Raw genomic sequence first — 16,334 nt, 5'->3', positions numbered from 1 at the left:
AAATGGTTCAGTGCTTATATAGGTCGTGAGAGTTGGGTCACACGTTAACCAGCTTTAAACCTAATAAATAGTGATCTAATGTTCTAAAACGGTATCGGAAAAAATATTCTAATTTCTAATGTCGACCTGCCGAAAGTAAGAAACATTATTGCAAAAATGGTTCCTTGTTTATATATGTCGTGAAATTCGGGGCATATGTTACCCAGCTTTAAACAACATACAGATTATGTAATTTCAGTACTTCACCAACTCGTAAGCAGTGATTCTAATATCGATTTTCCGACATAATGCCAAAATTATACATATCTGGATTATTTTATTCACAACCTATGGCTAAGACAAAACACAAATCACAAAATATTGATGTTTGTACTTTGGATGGAGCCAAATGTATAAACCCCGTTGTAAAATTGCTTGTTAAACATGTTCCAATGTTTATCAGATCAAGCCAAACCCCTAATCAATTTTTCAAGGTCCTAACGTCACTGGCTATCCAAAAGTTATCCATTCACTCAATTCAACGTCCAGGTTCAAACATACACAGCGAAAACTCGTTACATCATAATCTGAAAAAAATCGACCTAGAGCAGTTAGAAACAGTAAATCACCTTATGTTTGCTGAACAAGTTAAACCTTTCATAATACCTGGCAAAAAGTATGCATTTGCTATTGATCTTACAGATGATCCTTACTATGGGGAAAAGAATGGAGATTATGTTGTTGGTGGAAAAAGAAAAGCATCAACTAACCGCTTTTTCTCATACGCAACGTGTTATCTAATTGATGGGAATAGGAAGTTTACAATTGGAGTTATTCCAAAAAAAAGAAAATGTTAATGATTGATTTCGTAACTAAAATCACAGAAATTATTTATGAACTTGGGGTCAAAGTAAAAGTTCTGTGTATTGATCGCGAATTCTACACACATGCAGTGATGGGATATCTCCAGTCACAGTACTTCACCAACTGGATCAGAAAATCATCTATCCCCATTACGATTTCAAACATTTTAACTGAAAAGTATTTTGAAATCGGGATGAAGCTAAATGATTTCTCGATCCAGTTGGTGAAGTACTGATTTAAGTAGAACGCGATTGTTTTTACCATATCTCTCTTTAAGGACTATATTTCCTTGATTTTTAATTCCATAATCAATGCAGTCTTTGTTCCAGCAAAAAAATTGTGAAAAATCGATTTCAGAAGTGATTAAGATCCCCCAAATAATAATATATTTAAAAATATATAAAATCAAGTCAATGATTTAAGGACACGACCTTGAATTGTTCTAACACAATATATTCTTTTATCTTCTGTCAGGTATGTATGTTGATATCACTTTTGCCAATTTTATGGTTTAGTGAAGAAAGAATGTTCAGATTATTTGCTAAAAGTGAGGTCAAATTCCTGACGCCAATTAGGACTCTGAGCCTTCATTATTTCGATGAAAAAGCTGATCTTTTGAGTGAATGTTAATCAGACTGATGAATATTCGTCGTCGTAATTAATGTATAGGAGAAGGTTAATAGAGATTTTTGGATGTGAAGTTCAAACGAACTTTCCAGAGTGGATTTGAACTTCACATTGCCCGGAGGCAAAGAAATGTTAGCTTTGAGAGTACTTAAGGCTTACCTGATTTGCCTCTGGAGTAAAGAAATGAGGCAAAAGTAAATGATAACGATGAAGAAATTTAGAATCGGTGCATTATTTGCGGCAATGTTGCTGGTAAGCATGGCATTTATGCCGGCCGTAATGGCACAGCCAGAGAAAGAATCAGCAGATGAATTCGAAACGATCGTTGATATCAATGGTCAAATAACACCAAAATCAGTAGTTGGAGATCTGGGTGAAGAGATTTGTGATGGGCTGATTGCAGTACTTTGGTTGCTGGATGAGGTTATCGATGACGATAGAATTGCCCAAGCTCAAGATATACTGTCTAAAGGTGCTAATGCATTCAGAAATAATGATATCGCAAGGGGAATGGATTATTTAGATTATGCCCTATCCATCATATGGAACATCTTATATGATTGGATTTCTCAGATTCCCAGCTGGCTGTATAATGAACTGGTCGACTTACTAAATGACGCGCAGGACTTTATTAATCAATATTCTTAAGTCTATATCTTGCTGGGTTTTGACACCAGCATTTTTATTTTTTGGGATATGAAATCATGAAAACCGAGAATTCGTTGTTTACAGGAATACTTATTGGGCTTGTATTATTCGAATTTTTTGATGTTTTAGCTTTTGATCCAATCTATGGTGGGATTATAGGTGCGATTATTGTTGGTATATTTAGTGGCAAAATTATAGGCAAAGGCTCGGTAAAATATGCTTTTTTTTCAATATTTACTTACAACCTGATCGCCTGGGTTTTAACGTTTTTGTTTACCTCCGATGGAAAGCTTGTATTTCTATCTGATGGCCCGGCTGTGTCTGTTTTTATCGGATCTTTGCTTGTACTGGTATTTTTCTATTCAATAATCGGCTCCTTCGGGGCATTTGTTACCTGCAACCTAAGCAGGAATGAACAGGGTTGAGGATTTATGAATTTCTCGGAAATACGGATTATTTGGGAAGATGAAATATTGAGGGGGTCAAAAAGTCGGTACGTATGGCTTTTTGGTGGGATATTTACCTTTCTTTGTTTCTTGGCAATGCACTACAGTACTTACATATCCTTTTTATTTCCAAACTCCGGGCGTGTCCCGTATACTTTGGTTTCATATCTGGTGATATTGTTTATCGGGCCTTTTATGATTATGGCAACATCTTTCGATATCGTATGCAGTGAAATTGAAACCGGGTCGATAAGATACATTATTTCCAAAGTTCACAGATCATCGCTGATCATTGGAAAATTTTTATTTCTGTTTCTGGTATCTGTCTCCATTTCCTTTGGAATTGCACTTATGAGCCAGATCTACCAATATTCAGCAGGTGATGCCTTTCAGTTCGGAAAAATCTTTTTGCTCTGGATCTTCTCAAGCCTTTATCTGGGGTGCTTCATAAGTATTTTTATATTCATTTCAACGCTGTCTACAAACAACAAAATTTCATTTGCAATGTCTGCAGTCTTTCTTGGGATTTTAATATTTTTCTTTTTACAGGGGAGTGAGAGTTATCTAAAATATATTACCCCCTATTTTTACGGAATTATAAATTTGGAGTTCTTAAAAGACTTTCAGGTTGAAACTGGATATCTAAGGGTTTTTGAAAGCCTGCTTTCAATGTTCTTGTACATATCAGTCTTTCTATCTATAAGTTTGATAGCCATTAAAAGGAGGGATTTGTAATTTATGGCTATTTCTGCCAAAAACCTGTACAAAAAATACGGCTCTCACTTTGTTCTGGAAAATCTTTCCCTGAATGTGGAAACGGGGAGTATCTACGGCTTTTTAGGCCAGAATGGTGCAGGGAAAACAACTACAATAAAATTATTATCCGGGCTTTCAATACCTACGGAGGGGCGGATTTTTGTTGACGATATGGACCTATCTTGCGAATCAGGAAAGATAAAACAGATTCTGGGCCTGGTTCCCCAGGATTCCGGGTTTTACGATGAACGTACCGCCTTAAGCCACATGGTTTATTATGGCAGATTAAAAGGCCTGAGTAAAAAAGAAAGCCTAGAGCAATCCTGGGTTTTATTAGACCGGGTCGGGCTTGGAAATGAAATGTCCAAAAAAGTGAGCTATTTTTCCCATGGTATGAAAACACGGCTAGGGATTGCTCAAGCTCTTTTGAATAATCCGAAAATACTGATTCTCGATGAACCCACAAATGGCCTTGACCCTGTTGGGATCCGTCAAATCCGTCAAATTCTTCGTGAGTGCAATAAAAAAGGAATCACGATATTTCTTTCATCCCATAACCTTCTGGAAATACAGGAGATTTGTACTCATGTAGGAATTTTGGATAAAGGCAAACTTATCGCAGAAAGCCCAATGGAAAAAATCCGTCACCTTGAGTCAAATGGGGTAATTACGGTTGGTGTCTACAATCTTTCTTCTGAGATGATTTCTTTAATTGAGAATCTGGAGTTTGTTGTAAAAACCGAATTGAAAGCTGAACATACTCTGGACATTTTTGTAAATTCCAGAGCAGATGTCAAACCGGAAATTAACAGGTTAATTGTTGAGACCGGAGGCCAGGTTTTCAAACTTATAGAAAATTCTTTCTCATTGGAAGACGCCTATTTTGAAGCTACCGGAATAAACCTTTAATTTTCAAGCAGGAAATCTACATTTTCACCTTCAAAGGAGGCCGGGTTCCAAAAAATTAGTTGGTTCTGGATTTTGGGCAGATTTGATGCCTGAAGATGCAGACCTTTCAAGGGTTAAAAACGATACGAATCAACAAACTGAAACAGGGCAGCAGACAAGCAAAGAGGAATCAAATAGCATTTCTGGTTCCAGTTCCATATACGAGCTGTTCGGATTATCTGGATTGTATCTCGTTTACAGGATCAGGCGTCGAGCTGTAGAAAAGCTCTAAATTATGTTTGATAAAAACAGAATTAAATTATATTTAAATATCACTTGATATATAATGAAACAAAGATGAAGCTTGAAGCTTCACCTTTACATGTTTCCTGTAAGTTAATTTCTGTCCTGCAATCTTATTTCTGCTTCCGCTCGAGCTTCTTTGCGCCAGGCTTCTCGATGATCCCGAGATTGAGTTCATCGGTGGTGCTGAGCTTCCCGCTGGCAACCGCGCTTTCCAGGAGGTGCTGTCCTACCAGGGTGCGGACGATCAGGGTGGTGTAGCCGTTCGGGCTTCCCACTGCGCCTGCGGAGATGTCGGCTTTGAGGGCTGTAAATCCAGTTTTATGATCTTGTTTTTATTTGGAAATTCTGGTGGCAACCTTTGTCATGTATATAATATTTCTGTCCAAAGTATCAAACTGTTTGTCACATAAAGTAATACTAATGGAAAATATGGTCATAAATATTATCTCTTTCTTGATAGTTTGATGGATTGGCCAGAAAACTTATATGGTGCTGGTTAAAAGTAGTTTATGGAGTTCAAACGAACTTTCCAGAGTGGATTTGAACTCCACATTGCCCGGAGGCAAAGAAATGTTATCTTTGATTGAGTTTAAAGTTTGCGTTTCTTGCCTTGGGAGAGATAAAAATGAGGTACAGAAATGAACAAAAATAGAACAACAATTGCTTCGCTTTTGATGGCGATGCTGATTTTGAGTATGGTATTTGTGCCAGCTGTAAGTGCAAAAGCAGCCTCCCAGGATGAAGGAGATTATGTTGCAACAATAGACACATCAAAGATCAAGCCTATTTCTGAAGAAGAGATGGAGAAAATCTCGAAAAATGTGAAGATATTGAAGGATACAGAAACCGAAAAGGTAGTATCATTCACAAAAGATGATGGATTGTCGGTTATGCAGTTTCCTGGAAAGACAAAAAAAATTCAGACAAAATATACTTCACTTTAGTGGACCAAGACGAACTGGTTTCCAGTAATGTTTTGTCTACTTCAAGCCTTAGTGATGATGCAGCTGTTGCAGATGCAATTACTATTGCCAGTACCAGTTTCTGACATGGAAGTTATGTCGAGCAGTATGGTAACAGCATTACAGGCGGAGTACACATCCATTTCTCAGAGACTGATGCTGAATATGTCGCAAATGTGGGTTCTGTTGCAGCAGGTGCCTTAGCTGCTGTTCTGGGTCTAATCATACCCCTGCAGCTTCAATTATACTGGGTGCACTTGTCACAATTGCTGTGCAGACACTTTATTGGTATGAACAGAACTCCGATGGAAGCCTTGACATAAAGGTTCCTTTTGCAAACATCGTAACAATGCTTATCACTGGACACGTTTATATGGAAGTAGGTGACCACTGGTATACAATTTAATCAAAGTGGCTGATAATAATCAGCCTTTTTTTTATTTGGTGATGTGATGGAAAGAAAGCAAATATTGAGAATTCTGATTCCGTTCCTGACACTTATTTCAATGTTTATACTAACTGAGATCGTATCAAAGAACGTGGTGAACGATTCATTATTGATCAAGATTGTATTATGGTGCTTTTTTGTATTTGGATTTCTGGTTTATTGGATCATTGATAAGCTAGATATAAATTGAAACTTCAAAATAACGCGAGGGAAATTCAATTAGGACTTACGCAGTTGAACTGAAAGCCACGAGTGGAAAAGACTTAACTGTATAAACCCGAATTATGTTGACGAGTCTGCATGTGCCTGATTTTACATTTCAAGTGCGTAAGTCCTACAATTATCTTTTTCCAACTGGAAATTTGGAATATGGGGGCACTTAACATTAAAACAAATAACTCTATCATTTTTTCTTTAATCGTTTTTTTGATTGTTGGCACCTGCATCGGATGGACCTGGGAGTCAGTTATTGAAAGCCGTCAGCAGAAGAATAACTTTCAAATCTGGCTAAAAAAGGCTGATATACCCGTTTTTCCTGATTTGCTTAATAACTGAAAAATCAAATTTGCATTTTTGTGAACTCTGCCTGCTTTTTACAATACCCAAAAAGCCTCTCTCCCCATTCAATGCCTTTCGGATCTAAACTGAATAATCCTGTAGTGATGTCGTATTCAACGCCATCTTTTTTGTACAGGCTTAGGGAAAGTCGTTTATCCGTAACAATGAGCCCCGCTTTAATATCTTCATCAATGACATTAATTTGAAATTTTCATAATCTTTCAGTGCGTCTATTTTTTCCAGATAAGGCGATTGCTTCAGTTCGTCTGCAATATGAAGAGGAAATATAAGCTCGACAGGGATTCTTTCTTTCACTCTTTCAGAGATAGAATCAGCATACCCTTCGGTTACCACGGACGATATGCCGTGTATATGACCTGCCTCTTTAATCATTTTTAACTGGTTGTTGTAGACATTAAGGATCTTCGTACCTTTATCATTGAGGACTTCAGACTCGTAAAGACATCCGATTTCTTTTAAGAGGGGACCGGGAATTCTTTCAAGGTAATGTCCCGACCAGAAATGTTTGAATTTATTAATTGTTCCTACTGTTGCAAAAGAATTAGATAATCTTGAAGCCACAACTTTTCCTGTTTGAGTCAGGTAATACTCGTGTTCTTTTGTTTCTATCAGATGATCCGCTTCAAGTTTTCTGAGTTTTGGAATTATTGACTGGGATGTGCTCCCGGTAATCTCACGCAACTGGGAAAGCTTTCTGCTGCTTTCGTTTAACGATAAAAGGATCTCGGTTATAAGTCTTGACCTGTATATTGCCTGGACGTCATCTCCCATCTCCCTATATATTTTGAAGCCGCTCATTTCCTGTCGCCACATCTACAGATTTTTTTCTTACTTTCTTATTGAATTGTTCTAACACAATATATTCTTTTATCTTCTGTCAGGCATGTATATTGATATCACTTTTGCCAATTTTATGGTTTAGTGAAGAAAAGAATATTCAGATTATTTGCTAAAAGTGAGGTCGAATTCCTGCCGTCAATCAGAACTCTGAACCTCCATTATTTCGATGAAAAAGCTGATCGGTTGAGTGAATGTTAATCAGACTGATGAATATTCATCGTCGTAATTAATGTATAGGAGAAGATTAATAGAGATTTTTGGATGTGAAGTTCAAACGAACTTTCCAGAGTGGATTTGAACTCCACATTGCCCGGAGGCATGAGTTAGTGTTAGCTTTGTGAATATTTAAAGCTTGTCTGATCCTGCCTCCTGGAAAACTAAACAGGAGTGAAAATAATGGAGAAACTTAAAATAAGTGCAATATTTGCAGTGATACTTCTTGTGAGTCTCGCTTTTGTACCGGCCGTAAGTGCAAAAGCTGACATTTCTCAAAATGAGAAGTATGCTGATCCAATAGAAAATCCGAACAAAGTATCAATCTCTGAAGAAGACATCAAAAAAGCATTAGAAAACACGAAAGAAATCTCAGAAAGCGTGAATGTATTATCAGAAACCGATAATGAAAAGATAGTATCTTTCAAAAAAGATGATGGGTCAATTGGATACGCTATTTTATGGAAAGATGAAAATAATTCTAACAGAACATATTTTGCTGTTGTAGATCGGAATGAATTGGTAGCTGAAAAATTCATATCTGCCACGAGTCTAAATGATAGTGCAGCAGTTGCAGCAGCAATCTCTGCGGCTAAGTCAAGTTTTGCGAATGGAAGTTATGTTGAAACATATGGCACTAGCGTAACAGGTGGACTGCACATCTACTTCTCTCCAAAAGATGCAGGTCTTATTGCAGATGGAAGTTCAGCTATAATTGGGTTATTAGTTACTGTGTTAAGTAGTGGATATGTTACACCTGCTGTAGGATCAATACTGGGGACATTAGTCGGTTTAGCGGTGAGAACTTGGTATTGGTATGAAGAAAATTCAGATGGCAGTTTAGATATAAAGATACCTTACGCAAACATAGCCACAGTGATTGCAACACAACATGTTTATTTGAAAATTGGTAGTCATTGGTATAGGATTTAATTGAGTATCGGCTGATTTTAGAATCAGCCATTTTTATTACATCGAGAGCGTGGAGGGTCACGAATACCCCGTCATTAAGAGGCGGTCCGCCAATTCAATTTCAGGTCAATAATATGCACAAAATAAGGTATATAGCACCTTTAAATCGAAAAAAAAGGATTTTGAATGTTATTGGTAGTAATTGTCGGACAGTCTGTTTAGGTTGGGGTGGCCGCACGCAATTTGATTTGGTGATTTTATGGAAAGACAACAAATATTAAAGATTTTGATTCCAGCATTTACGGTTGTTGCTATTATCGTACTTAGCGGAGTTGTGGCTAAAAATACAGAACATGATTATCGGTTAATCGAAATTTCACTTGTAATATTTTGGATTTTTGGAATTATTTACCACATGGCTTTAGTTAAGTTGAAACTTGAGTAAAATGATTTTGCTAAATCTCTTTTTTTAACTGTAGTTATAATGAGTTTATATACACACAAGAATGAACTTTCAGGTATCCTCTTCAAATATGAGGGGCTTTCAATCGACTCTGGTCCAAAATCTAGTGATTTTGCATTTCTTGATTGAAAATCTGAATTATTAAGAAGAATTCATCCTCCAATCAAAATTAACATTCGATATCTAAAGACTTCAACCCAGAAGTATAATTACAAAGATTGTAGCCATTACAAAATCTAGTGATTTTTTAATTTTACGTTCATCACTGGATTTTGGTACTGAGTTTTTCAATCGCAGGAAAAATATAAGATTCTTCATCATGTAATATGGGCAATTTTTTATAATAAAATTATAATATATATTAGTGTTACAATATTTGGTGCAAATAACTGCAGAGTTTGATTGCTCATTTGCGAAAAAACATTTGAAATACCTTTGAATGTCAGAAAACCATGGCACATAACAAATTTTGAATTTAATTCGGTGTCTGAAAACCTTGATGTCAGGCTTGATTTTGAACGTGGTTCTAAATTTCCGTGCCCTAAAAGCGGTAAACCAAATTGTTCCGCTTATGATACAAGGAAAAAGCGTTGTGCCTTGTCAACCATTTTCAGTACACTACTTATTTGCACTGTAGAGTTCCACGAGTAAAATGTGGAGATTGTGGAGTTCTCCAAATAAAAGTTCCCTGGGCTCGCGAACAAAGTGGTTTCACACTTCGAATGGAAGCTATGATCCTGGAACTTGCAAAAAAAATGTCAGTATTACAAGTTGGAAAGTTGCCTGGAGAAAACGACAAGAAGCTTTGGAGAGTCGTACAACATTACGTTGGCAAAGCAAGGTCAAAAGAGGACTTTTCTGATATATTTGTGGTTGGTATAGATGAAACTTCATGCCGCTCTGGCAACTGCGCTGTCCAGGAGGTGCTGTCCTACGAGGGTGCGGACGACAAGGGTCGTGTAACCGTCAGGGCTTCCGACCGAACCTGCTGAAATATCAGCCTTCAGGACGGTAAAGTCCGTGCAGACCCCACAGCCTGGGCTAATGATGTCTTCAGTTCTTCAGTATGTGGACATGAGAGTCAGTTATTGAAAGCTGTCAGCCGAAGAATGACTTTCAGATCTGGCTAAAAAAGGCTGATGTTCCCATTTTCCTGATTTGATTGATAACTGAAAAATCAAATTTGCATTTTTGTGGACTCTGCCTGCCCTTTACAATACCCAAAAAGCCTCTCTCCCCATTCAATGCCTTTCGGATCTAAACTGAATAATCCTGTAGTGATGTCGTATTCAACTCCATCTTTTTTGTACAGGCTTAGGGAAAGCCGTTTATCCGTAACAATGAGCCCCGCTTTAATATCTTCATCAATGACCATTAATTTGAAATTTTCATAATCTTTCAGTTCGTCTATTTTTTCCAGATAAGGCGATTGCTCCAATTTTTCCGCAATATGAGGGGGAACTATAAGCTCGACAGGGATTCCTTCTTTCACTCTTTCAGAAATGGACTCGGCATACCCTTCGGTTACCACAGATGATACGCCGTGTATATAACCTGCCTCTTTAATCATTTTTAACTGGTTGTTGTAGACATTAAGGATCTTCGTACCTTTATCATTGAGGACTTTAGACTCGTAAAGACATCCGATTTCTTTTAAGAGGGGACCGGGAATTCTTTCAAGGTAATGTCCCGACCAGAAATGTTTGAATTTATTAATTGTTCCTACTGTTGCAAAAGAATCAGATAATCTTGAAGCCACAACTTTTCCTGTTTGAGTCAGGTAATACTCGTGTTCTTTTGTTTCTATCAGATGATCCGCTTCAAGTTTTCTGAGTTTTGGAATTATTGACTGGGATGTGCTCCCGGTAATCTCACGCAACTGGGAAAGCTTTCTGCTGCTTTCGTTTAACGATAAAAGGATCTCGGTTATAAGTCTTGACCTGTATATTGCCTGGACATCATCTCCCATCTCCCTATATATTTCGAAGCCGCTCATTTCCTGTCGCCACATCTACAGATTTTTTTCTTACTTTCTTATTGAATTGTTCTAACACAATATATTCTTTTATCTTCTGTCAGGCATGTATGTTGATATCACTTTTGCCAATTTTATGGTTTAGTGAAGAAAAGAATATTCAGATTATTTGCTAAAAGTGAGGTCAAATTCCTGACGCCAATTAGGACTCTGGATCTTCATTATTTCGATGAAAAAGCTGATCTTATGAGTGAATGTTAATCAGACTGATGAATATTCGTCGTCGTAATTAATGTATAGGAGAATGTTAATAAAGATTTTTGGATGTGAAGTTCAAACGAACTTTCCAGAGTGGATTTGAACTCCACGTTGCCCGAAAGCATGATTATGTTAGCTTTGCGAATATTTAAAGCTTGCTTGATCCTGCTTCTGGAGTAAAATAACTTTAGGAGAAAAATATGAAGCGTAATAAAATTGGACTAAGTATACTTGTTTTAGCAACACTGCTGGTTGGTATGATGTTAGTACCATCTGTAAGTGCACAGGAAGAATTAAAAGTAAGTGATAAGCCTTCAGAATTGGAAAAAGGTCTAATAGATGCACTAAATTCTAATACAAACAAATTATCCACAGACGATGTGATTGCAAATTATGTTAAAGTAAACAAAGATAAAATTTCAATAAATGATCTTAAAGAGAAAGATACTGTTTCAGGTCAAATTAATTTAAGGACGTATCAACTAAAAGACGGATTGTATATAACTTTCACAGATGGAAGTTATTTTTTCATTACTGGCGTGGAGGAAGAAACAAATAATAAAGTAGCAACTCAAACAGTTAGTATAGCAAGTGTTTCGACTACTCCCATTATTACAGGATACAAGGAACTATATTCTTGGACTGGTATTAAAGTCTACACAATTACACAAAAGGGTATTTTACTTATAATGGTCAGACTGTAGATGCTCATTATCTAGATTCATGGTACGTAAGAAATTACGCAATATATTGGTCAGTTAGTAACTGGGAAGAAGGAAGTATTGAGTATAGTTCGGGTACTCGTTCGGATATCTACGGCAGAGGAACTTTCCAGTGGGGAATATTTATTGAAGGTACTGGCGTAGTTCTACGTGAGTTTTATGACAATCTTTACATAAAATGTGATCAAAACGGTAACTATAGGGTTATTTTCGAAGAAACTGCTCCTTAACTAAAGTGATTGTGAAAAAAATAATTTATTTAAGGTAGAAATTTGGTTGTCTAATGTATTAATCGAAAGGAAAAGATTAACTTTACAATTCTTTCATAATATAAATGTATATTATGCTTTCAAAAGCAACGTACTGAAAATTCTGTAAAATCATTAATACAAAAAATGATTGTATGGAAACTTTGACTTTTGCAAATTTTCAGGCTAACAAACAACATCTCAGCCAAAAATAGCTACCTTTTGAAATTTTTTATTTTCCGTCATTTTTATGGAAGAGGGATTAATCCTTACAGCTGGAATTAAGGTTCTAACTGTAGGAGAATACAATAAGTAGTAAAAGGATTGGTTGATTATGGAAAAATTAGCTAAAGCCATTATAGGCTTCATAGTATTGTGCGTTGTGATTTTTGTTCTTTTTATGATATTCACTTATAGGTAGTGTTTTGGGACTATTCTGTATCTAGATTACAATCTTTCTAATTTGTAGCGATATCGACAGCATGGGAGCATCTATAATAAATATTCAAATGTTGGTAATTTACTTAAATAAACGGATTTTCGGCATCTGTGGCCATACTTCTAAAACGTGAATAGTTACAATTACACAAGCGCAGAAGTCAAAAAAGCACAAAAAAGAATGAAATAAAGATGAAGCCCAAAGCTTCACCTTTCAAGTTTATTCTGTAATTTTATTCCGGTTTCCTTGCCATCTTCTTCTTTGCAAGCTTCTCGATAATGCCGAGGTTAACCTCGCCGCCGCCTACGCTCAGCTTCCCGCTGGCAACTGCGCTTTCCAGGAGGTGCTTTCCTACGAGGGTGTGGAAGACAAGGGTAGTGTAGCCGTCAGGGCTTCCGACCTAACCTGCTGAGATGTCTGCTTTCAGAGCGGTAAAGTCCGTGCATACATGGCATCCGGGGTAGACAGGTTCTTCAGTTCTTCAGCATGTGGACCCGGGAGTCAGTTATTGAAAGCTGTCAGCCGAAGAATGACTTTCAAATCTGGCTAAAAAAGGCTGATATCCCCATTTTCCTGATTCGATCGATAACTGAAAAATCAAATTTGCATTTTTGTGAACTCTGCCTGCCCTTTACAATACCTAAAAAGCCTCTCTCCCCATTCAATGCCTTTCGGATCTAAACTGAATAATCCTGTGGTGATGTCGTATTCAACGCCATCTTTTTTGTACAGGCTCAGGGAAAGCCGTTTATCCGTAACAATGAGCCCCGCTTTAATATCTTCATCCACGACCATTAATTTTAAATTTTCATAATTTTTCAGTGAGTCTATTTTTTCCAGATAAGGCGATTGCTCCAATTTTTCCGCAATATGCAGAGGAACTATAAGCTCGACAGGGATTCCTTCTTTCACTCTTTCAGAAATGGACTCGGCATACCCTTCGGTTACCACAGATGATACGCCGTGTATATAACCTGCCTCTTTAATCATTTTTAACTGATTGTTGTAGACATTAAGGATCTTCGTACCTTTATCCTTGAGGACTTCGGACTCGTAAAGACATCCGATCTTTTTTAAATGGGAACAGGGAATTCCTTCAAGGTAATGTCCTGACCAGAAATGTTTGAATTTATTAATTGTTCCTACTGTTGCAAAAGAGTCAGATAATCTTGAAGCCACAACTTTTCCTGTTTGAGTCAGGTAGTACTCATGTTCTTTTGCTTCTATCAGATGATCCGCTTCGAGTTTTCTGAGTTTTGGAATTATTGCCTGGGATGTACTTCCGGTAATCTCACGCAACTGGGAAAGCTTTCTGCTGCTTTCGTTTAACGATATAAGTATCTCGGTTATAAGTCTGGATCTGTATATGCCCTGGACATCATCTCCAATTTCTTTATAGATTTTGAAGCTGTTCATTTCCTGTCGCCACACCTACAGATTTTTTTCTTACTTTCTTATTGAATTGTTCTAACACAATATATTCTTTTATCTTCTGTCAGGCATGTATGTTGATATCACTTTTGCCAATTTTATGGTTTAGTGAAAAAAAGAATATTCAGATTATTTGCTAAAAGTGAGGTCAAATTCCTGACGCCAATTAGGACTCTGGATCTTCATTATTTCGATGAAAAAGCTGATCGTATGAGTGAATGTTAATCAGACTGATGAATATTCGTCGTCGTAATTAATGTATAGGAGAATGTTAATAAAGATTTTTGGATGTGAAGTTCAAACGAACTTTCCAGAGTGGATTTGAACTCCACATTGCCCGGAGGCATGAATTAGTGTTAGCCTTGCAATTATTTAAGGCTTGTCTGATCCTGCCTCTGGAGTAAAGAAAAGAGGCAAAGAATAAATGATAACAAAGAAGAAATTTGGAATCGGTGTGTTGCTTGCGGCAATGCTGGTGATAAGCATGGCGTTTGTGCCGGCTGTGAGTGCAGAAGATAAAATTGGCAGTGATCAAAATTTAGAAACAAAAGCAGAATACACTATTGGTAATGCAAAAGTTACATTAGATAATTACCCTGATCTAAGTGGAGCTACTTTAACAGTGGAATCAAAAAATTTTACCTCCTCTTATGTAGTTGAAGTGGACAAATCAGATAATATGTATGTAACAAACATATATGACCTTGATGGAAAATTGATTAAGACAGATTCTTATTCTTTGAATCCACTGATTTCTTCGAATGGTAATGAACCGCTAATAATCATAAATAGCATTATTGTAGATGCGGATATTGATATTTATCCAGATAAATATTCATATAATGATGGAGAATATGGGACAGTAAATGTTGAAGTTGATAACTATGCATTTCCGGACGGAAGTACTGGTTATTATTTGAGAATACCTCTACCTGTTGAATATATAGAGGTGTATGATGGTCTGGATCCAGATTACGTCTATAATCTTCCAACGAGTAGTGATTTTGTGTTTATTGCAAACAAAGGCGTAGTATATGGGCCGGCGACGATTTTATATTGGCAGGATCTTCACACTTTTGGATATGATGAACTTATAAAAGTTAAGGTAAAATATGATGATACAGGAAGTTTCAACCTTTATGCATATGATCATGAACAGGAAATAGCTAGTGGTCTTCCTGCATGGGATGATGATGATTTCGATGTAACGGTGTCCTGATCATAACAAGGAGATGAGCGGTATGTTAAGAAAAATATCCAGCAAATCATTGGCAGCGATATTCTTTGTAATGTTACTGCTCATTACTCTTTTTTATTATATATATCCTGGCAATGATTCTTTTTTTATGTTCTTTAGCAAATTAGTAGGTGGTATTTTTTATGCTTTAATGTTGTTTGCCATTCTAAGTGTAAGTGTCTCGATAATCAAACTTGCTCTTAAGTATCATAAAAAGTAACAATGATGACATATACTGCTTTTGATGGGAGAGTCAACGAAGCCGGAGATATGTTATCTTGAGAATATTTAAAGCTTGCTTGATCCTGCCTCCTGGGAAATGAACAGGAGTGAGTATGAAATGAAGAAGAAATTTGGAATAGGAACACTGCTTTTGGCAATGTTTCTAGTAAGTATGGCTTTTGTGCCAGCAGTAAGTGCACAAGAAGAAGTGATTAAGCAGAAGCTTACCTTTGGCCCGGAAACTCTTGAAGAATTGAAAAATGATCCGAATTTTATTGCTGCTTATGGAAATATACCTACTTTTGAACGTTTGGAATAAAGAGAAAAGTGGCTTGATACGCTTGATAAAATATATACTGAAGTAAATATCGAAGTCAATGCTAATGAGCGTGAAATGTCGAAATATTTCTATCCAAATGGTCCTATTATAAATTATGGATTCACTAACATGGGAGTTCTTAAGGTAGAGGTAAATAAGGAAATTGAAAAGTCTTTTATGGATGAAATTTATCAAATTTTTGATTCTCATGCAAGCCGGATTGGAGTTAATGAAGTTCCTTTAGTGTTTTTCCGTGGAGATGTATCTGCGCTTACCGAATTGTCGGACACAGCAGATCTTAATGAAACTGAAAACAATACAAACCAACAAACTAAATCAGGCTCAGAGACGAGTAAAGAAAAGCCAAATAGTATTCCGGGTTTTAGTTTAATGTACGGATTGTTCGGATTATATCTCGTGTGCAGGATCCGGCATTAATCTGTCAAAATACTCAAAAGTCCTGAAGAGGCAGCAAAGTACGATAGCATGGACTTGTAAGGTATGTGAGAAGGTAAATTCTCTCAATTTTTTACCCCCCCGGCTCAGAAATAT

General features: G+C 36.8%; 20 protein-coding genes and 3 pseudogenes. 16 read left to right on the top strand and 7 right to left on the bottom strand.

Annotation, left to right across the window (positions count from 1 at the left end; genetic code table 11):
• Positions 1–287 precede the first annotated feature (287 nt).
• The 7 genes from MSWH1_RS15490 (at position 288) to MSWH1_RS15460 (ending at position 4,500) form a co-directional block, all read left to right on the top strand.
• Entirely contained in the window at positions 288–836 is a 549-nt protein-coding gene (locus MSWH1_RS15490) for a hypothetical protein (RefSeq protein WP_197074600.1), read from the top strand.
• A complete protein-coding gene (locus MSWH1_RS19430; RefSeq protein WP_048129821.1) occupies positions 836–1,078 on the top strand; it encodes a hypothetical protein in 243 nt (80 codons plus the stop codon). Before MSWH1_RS15490 ends, MSWH1_RS19430 begins: the two co-directional genes overlap by 1 nt.
• 590 nt (positions 1,079–1,668) lie before the next feature.
• Complete coding sequence (locus MSWH1_RS15480) at positions 1,669–2,118, top strand: hypothetical protein (protein WP_048129820.1); 450 nt, start codon at positions 1,669–1,671, stop codon at positions 2,116–2,118.
• Between the two features lie 56 nt (positions 2,119–2,174).
• Positions 2,175–2,543 (top strand): hypothetical protein, encoded by a 369-nt coding sequence (locus MSWH1_RS15475; protein WP_048129819.1) that lies wholly within the window; start codon positions 2,175–2,177, stop codon positions 2,541–2,543.
• Between the two features lie 6 nt (positions 2,544–2,549).
• A complete protein-coding gene (locus tag MSWH1_RS15470; protein ID WP_048129818.1) occupies positions 2,550–3,299 on the top strand; it encodes an ABC transporter permease in 750 nt (249 codons plus the stop codon).
• A 3-nt stretch (positions 3,300–3,302) separates the two neighbouring features.
• Positions 3,303–4,229 (top strand): ABC transporter ATP-binding protein, encoded by a 927-nt coding sequence (locus MSWH1_RS15465; RefSeq protein WP_082088179.1) that lies wholly within the window; start codon positions 3,303–3,305, stop codon positions 4,227–4,229.
• Between the two features lie 85 nt (positions 4,230–4,314).
• Positions 4,315–4,500 carry a hypothetical protein gene (locus MSWH1_RS15460; protein WP_048129817.1) on the top strand — a complete coding sequence of 62 codons (186 nt, stop codon included), beginning with the start codon at positions 4,315–4,317 and terminating at the stop codon, positions 4,498–4,500.
• Between the two features lie 124 nt (positions 4,501–4,624).
• Here MSWH1_RS15460 and MSWH1_RS18595 read toward each other — a convergent pair.
• A pseudogene (locus MSWH1_RS18595) lies at positions 4,625–4,813 on the bottom strand (Coenzyme F420 hydrogenase/dehydrogenase, beta subunit C-terminal domain); the annotation flags it as partial.
• A gap of 339 nt (positions 4,814–5,152) precedes the next feature.
• Here MSWH1_RS18595 and MSWH1_RS20375 point away from each other — a divergent pair.
• Both MSWH1_RS20375 and MSWH1_RS20630 read left to right on the top strand, forming a co-directional pair.
• The gene (locus MSWH1_RS20375; protein WP_231591821.1) at positions 5,153–5,458 is read left to right on the top strand and encodes a hypothetical protein; all 306 of its coding nucleotides are present in this window, start codon (positions 5,153–5,155) and stop codon (positions 5,456–5,458) included.
• 289 nt (positions 5,459–5,747) lie between these two features.
• Complete coding sequence (locus MSWH1_RS20630; protein ID WP_255350468.1) at positions 5,748–5,882, top strand: hypothetical protein; 135 nt, start codon at positions 5,748–5,750, stop codon at positions 5,880–5,882.
• A gap of 601 nt (positions 5,883–6,483) precedes the next feature.
• Here MSWH1_RS20630 and MSWH1_RS20995 read toward each other — a convergent pair.
• Complete coding sequence (locus tag MSWH1_RS20995; RefSeq protein WP_369798614.1) at positions 6,484–6,648, bottom strand: transcriptional regulator FilR1 domain-containing protein; 165 nt, start codon at positions 6,646–6,648, stop codon at positions 6,484–6,486.
• Positions 6,621–7,301, bottom strand: coding sequence for a helix-turn-helix transcriptional regulator (locus MSWH1_RS15440; protein WP_369798543.1), 681 nt, complete (start codon positions 7,299–7,301; stop codon positions 6,621–6,623). The genes MSWH1_RS20995 and MSWH1_RS15440 overlap by 28 nt, the downstream gene beginning before the upstream one ends.
• A 438-nt stretch (positions 7,302–7,739) precedes the next feature.
• Here MSWH1_RS15440 and MSWH1_RS15435 point away from each other — a divergent pair, with 438 nt between their 5' ends.
• From MSWH1_RS15435 to MSWH1_RS20625, 3 genes and pseudogenes are all read left to right on the top strand, one after another.
• On the top strand, positions 7,740–8,489 hold the full coding sequence (locus MSWH1_RS15435) for a hypothetical protein (RefSeq protein ID WP_048129814.1): 750 nt from the start codon (positions 7,740–7,742) through the stop codon (positions 8,487–8,489).
• A gap of 238 nt (positions 8,490–8,727) precedes the next feature.
• A complete protein-coding gene (locus MSWH1_RS15430; protein WP_048129813.1) occupies positions 8,728–8,913 on the top strand; it encodes a hypothetical protein in 186 nt (61 codons plus the stop codon).
• A 608-nt stretch (positions 8,914–9,521) separates the two neighbouring features.
• Positions 9,522–9,749, top strand: a pseudogene (locus MSWH1_RS20625) (helix-turn-helix domain-containing protein); the annotation flags it as partial.
• 72 nt (positions 9,750–9,821) lie between these two features.
• On the opposite strand, the gene MSWH1_RS20365 reads toward MSWH1_RS20625, so the two are convergent.
• Complete coding sequence (locus MSWH1_RS20365) at positions 9,822–9,938, bottom strand: Coenzyme F420 hydrogenase/dehydrogenase, beta subunit C-terminal domain (RefSeq protein ID WP_304413479.1); 117 nt, start codon at positions 9,936–9,938, stop codon at positions 9,822–9,824.
• 170 nt (positions 9,939–10,108) lie between these two features.
• The gene (locus tag MSWH1_RS15420; protein WP_048129812.1) at positions 10,109–10,927 is read right to left on the bottom strand and encodes a winged helix-turn-helix domain-containing protein; all 819 of its coding nucleotides are present in this window, start codon (positions 10,925–10,927) and stop codon (positions 10,109–10,111) included.
• A gap of 437 nt (positions 10,928–11,364) precedes the next feature.
• Here MSWH1_RS15420 and MSWH1_RS17665 point away from each other — a divergent pair, with 437 nt between their 5' ends.
• Complete coding sequence (locus MSWH1_RS17665; protein ID WP_052723191.1) at positions 11,365–11,868, top strand: hypothetical protein; 504 nt, start codon at positions 11,365–11,367, stop codon at positions 11,866–11,868.
• A 1,105-nt stretch (positions 11,869–12,973) separates the two neighbouring features.
• On the opposite strand, the pseudogene MSWH1_RS20990 reads toward MSWH1_RS17665, so the two are convergent.
• Positions 12,974–13,039 (bottom strand): annotated as a pseudogene (locus MSWH1_RS20990) (Coenzyme F420 hydrogenase/dehydrogenase, beta subunit C-terminal domain); the annotation flags it as partial.
• 131 nt (positions 13,040–13,170) lie between these two features.
• Positions 13,171–13,989, bottom strand: coding sequence for a winged helix-turn-helix domain-containing protein (locus MSWH1_RS15410; RefSeq protein ID WP_048129811.1), 819 nt, complete (start codon positions 13,987–13,989; stop codon positions 13,171–13,173).
• A 439-nt stretch (positions 13,990–14,428) separates the two neighbouring features.
• Between MSWH1_RS15410 and MSWH1_RS15405 the strand changes: the two genes are divergently transcribed.
• From MSWH1_RS15405 to MSWH1_RS20355, 3 genes are all read left to right on the top strand, one after another.
• Positions 14,429–15,223: a hypothetical protein gene (locus tag MSWH1_RS15405; protein WP_048129810.1), complete on the top strand. Its 795-nt coding sequence runs from the start codon at positions 14,429–14,431 to the stop codon at positions 15,221–15,223.
• Between the two features lie 358 nt (positions 15,224–15,581).
• Positions 15,582–15,782: a hypothetical protein gene (locus MSWH1_RS20360; protein ID WP_231591819.1), complete on the top strand. Its 201-nt coding sequence runs from the start codon at positions 15,582–15,584 to the stop codon at positions 15,780–15,782.
• Positions 15,783–15,911: 129 nt separating this feature from the next.
• Positions 15,912–16,220, top strand: a complete 309-nt coding sequence (locus MSWH1_RS20355; protein WP_231591818.1) for a hypothetical protein — start codon at positions 15,912–15,914, stop codon at positions 16,218–16,220.
• Positions 16,221–16,334: the final 114 nt, after the last annotated feature.

The organism is Methanosarcina sp. WH1 (genome assembly GCF_000970005.1).
Classification (GTDB): domain Archaea; phylum Halobacteriota; class Methanosarcinia; order Methanosarcinales; family Methanosarcinaceae; genus Methanosarcina.
The sequence above is the reverse complement of the archived record's forward strand: the minus strand, read 5'-3'. Positions and strand labels throughout refer to the sequence as shown.

Excerpts from the sequence above, each read along its gene's own strand:
- MSWH1_RS15430 (WP_048129813.1), top strand. The coding sequence starts at position 8,728 with ATGGAAAGACAACAAATATTAAAGATTTTGATTCCAGCATTTACGGTT.
- MSWH1_RS15475 (WP_048129819.1), top strand. The coding sequence starts at position 2,175 with ATGAAAACCGAGAATTCGTTGTTTACAGGAATACTTATTGGGCTTGTA.
- MSWH1_RS20355 (WP_231591818.1), top strand. The coding sequence starts at position 15,912 with ATGGGAGTTCTTAAGGTAGAGGTAAATAAGGAAATTGAAAAGTCTTTT.
- MSWH1_RS15405 (WP_048129810.1), top strand. The coding sequence starts at position 14,429 with ATGATAACAAAGAAGAAATTTGGAATCGGTGTGTTGCTTGCGGCAATG.
- MSWH1_RS15440 (WP_369798543.1), bottom strand. The coding sequence starts at position 7,301 with ATGAGCGGCTTCAAAATATATAGGGAGATGGGAGATGACGTCCAGGCA.
- MSWH1_RS15460 (WP_048129817.1), top strand. The coding sequence starts at position 4,315 with ATGCCTGAAGATGCAGACCTTTCAAGGGTTAAAAACGATACGAATCAA.
- MSWH1_RS20375 (WP_231591821.1), top strand. The coding sequence starts at position 5,153 with ATGAACAAAAATAGAACAACAATTGCTTCGCTTTTGATGGCGATGCTG.
- MSWH1_RS15410 (WP_048129811.1), bottom strand. The coding sequence starts at position 13,989 with ATGAACAGCTTCAAAATCTATAAAGAAATTGGAGATGATGTCCAGGGC.
- MSWH1_RS20360 (WP_231591819.1), top strand. The coding sequence starts at position 15,582 with ATGAAGAAGAAATTTGGAATAGGAACACTGCTTTTGGCAATGTTTCTA.
- MSWH1_RS17665 (WP_052723191.1), top strand. The coding sequence starts at position 11,365 with ATGAAGCGTAATAAAATTGGACTAAGTATACTTGTTTTAGCAACACTG.
- MSWH1_RS15435 (WP_048129814.1), top strand. The coding sequence starts at position 7,740 with ATGGAGAAACTTAAAATAAGTGCAATATTTGCAGTGATACTTCTTGTG.
- MSWH1_RS15465 (WP_082088179.1), top strand. The coding sequence starts at position 3,303 with ATGGCTATTTCTGCCAAAAACCTGTACAAAAAATACGGCTCTCACTTT.
- MSWH1_RS15490 (WP_197074600.1), top strand. The coding sequence starts at position 288 with ATGCCAAAATTATACATATCTGGATTATTTTATTCACAACCTATGGCT.
- MSWH1_RS15420 (WP_048129812.1), bottom strand. The coding sequence starts at position 10,927 with ATGAGCGGCTTCGAAATATATAGGGAGATGGGAGATGATGTCCAGGCA.
- MSWH1_RS19430 (WP_048129821.1), top strand. The coding sequence starts at position 836 with ATGATTGATTTCGTAACTAAAATCACAGAAATTATTTATGAACTTGGG.
- MSWH1_RS15470 (WP_048129818.1), top strand. The coding sequence starts at position 2,550 with ATGAATTTCTCGGAAATACGGATTATTTGGGAAGATGAAATATTGAGG.
- MSWH1_RS15480 (WP_048129820.1), top strand. The coding sequence starts at position 1,669 with ATGATAACGATGAAGAAATTTAGAATCGGTGCATTATTTGCGGCAATG.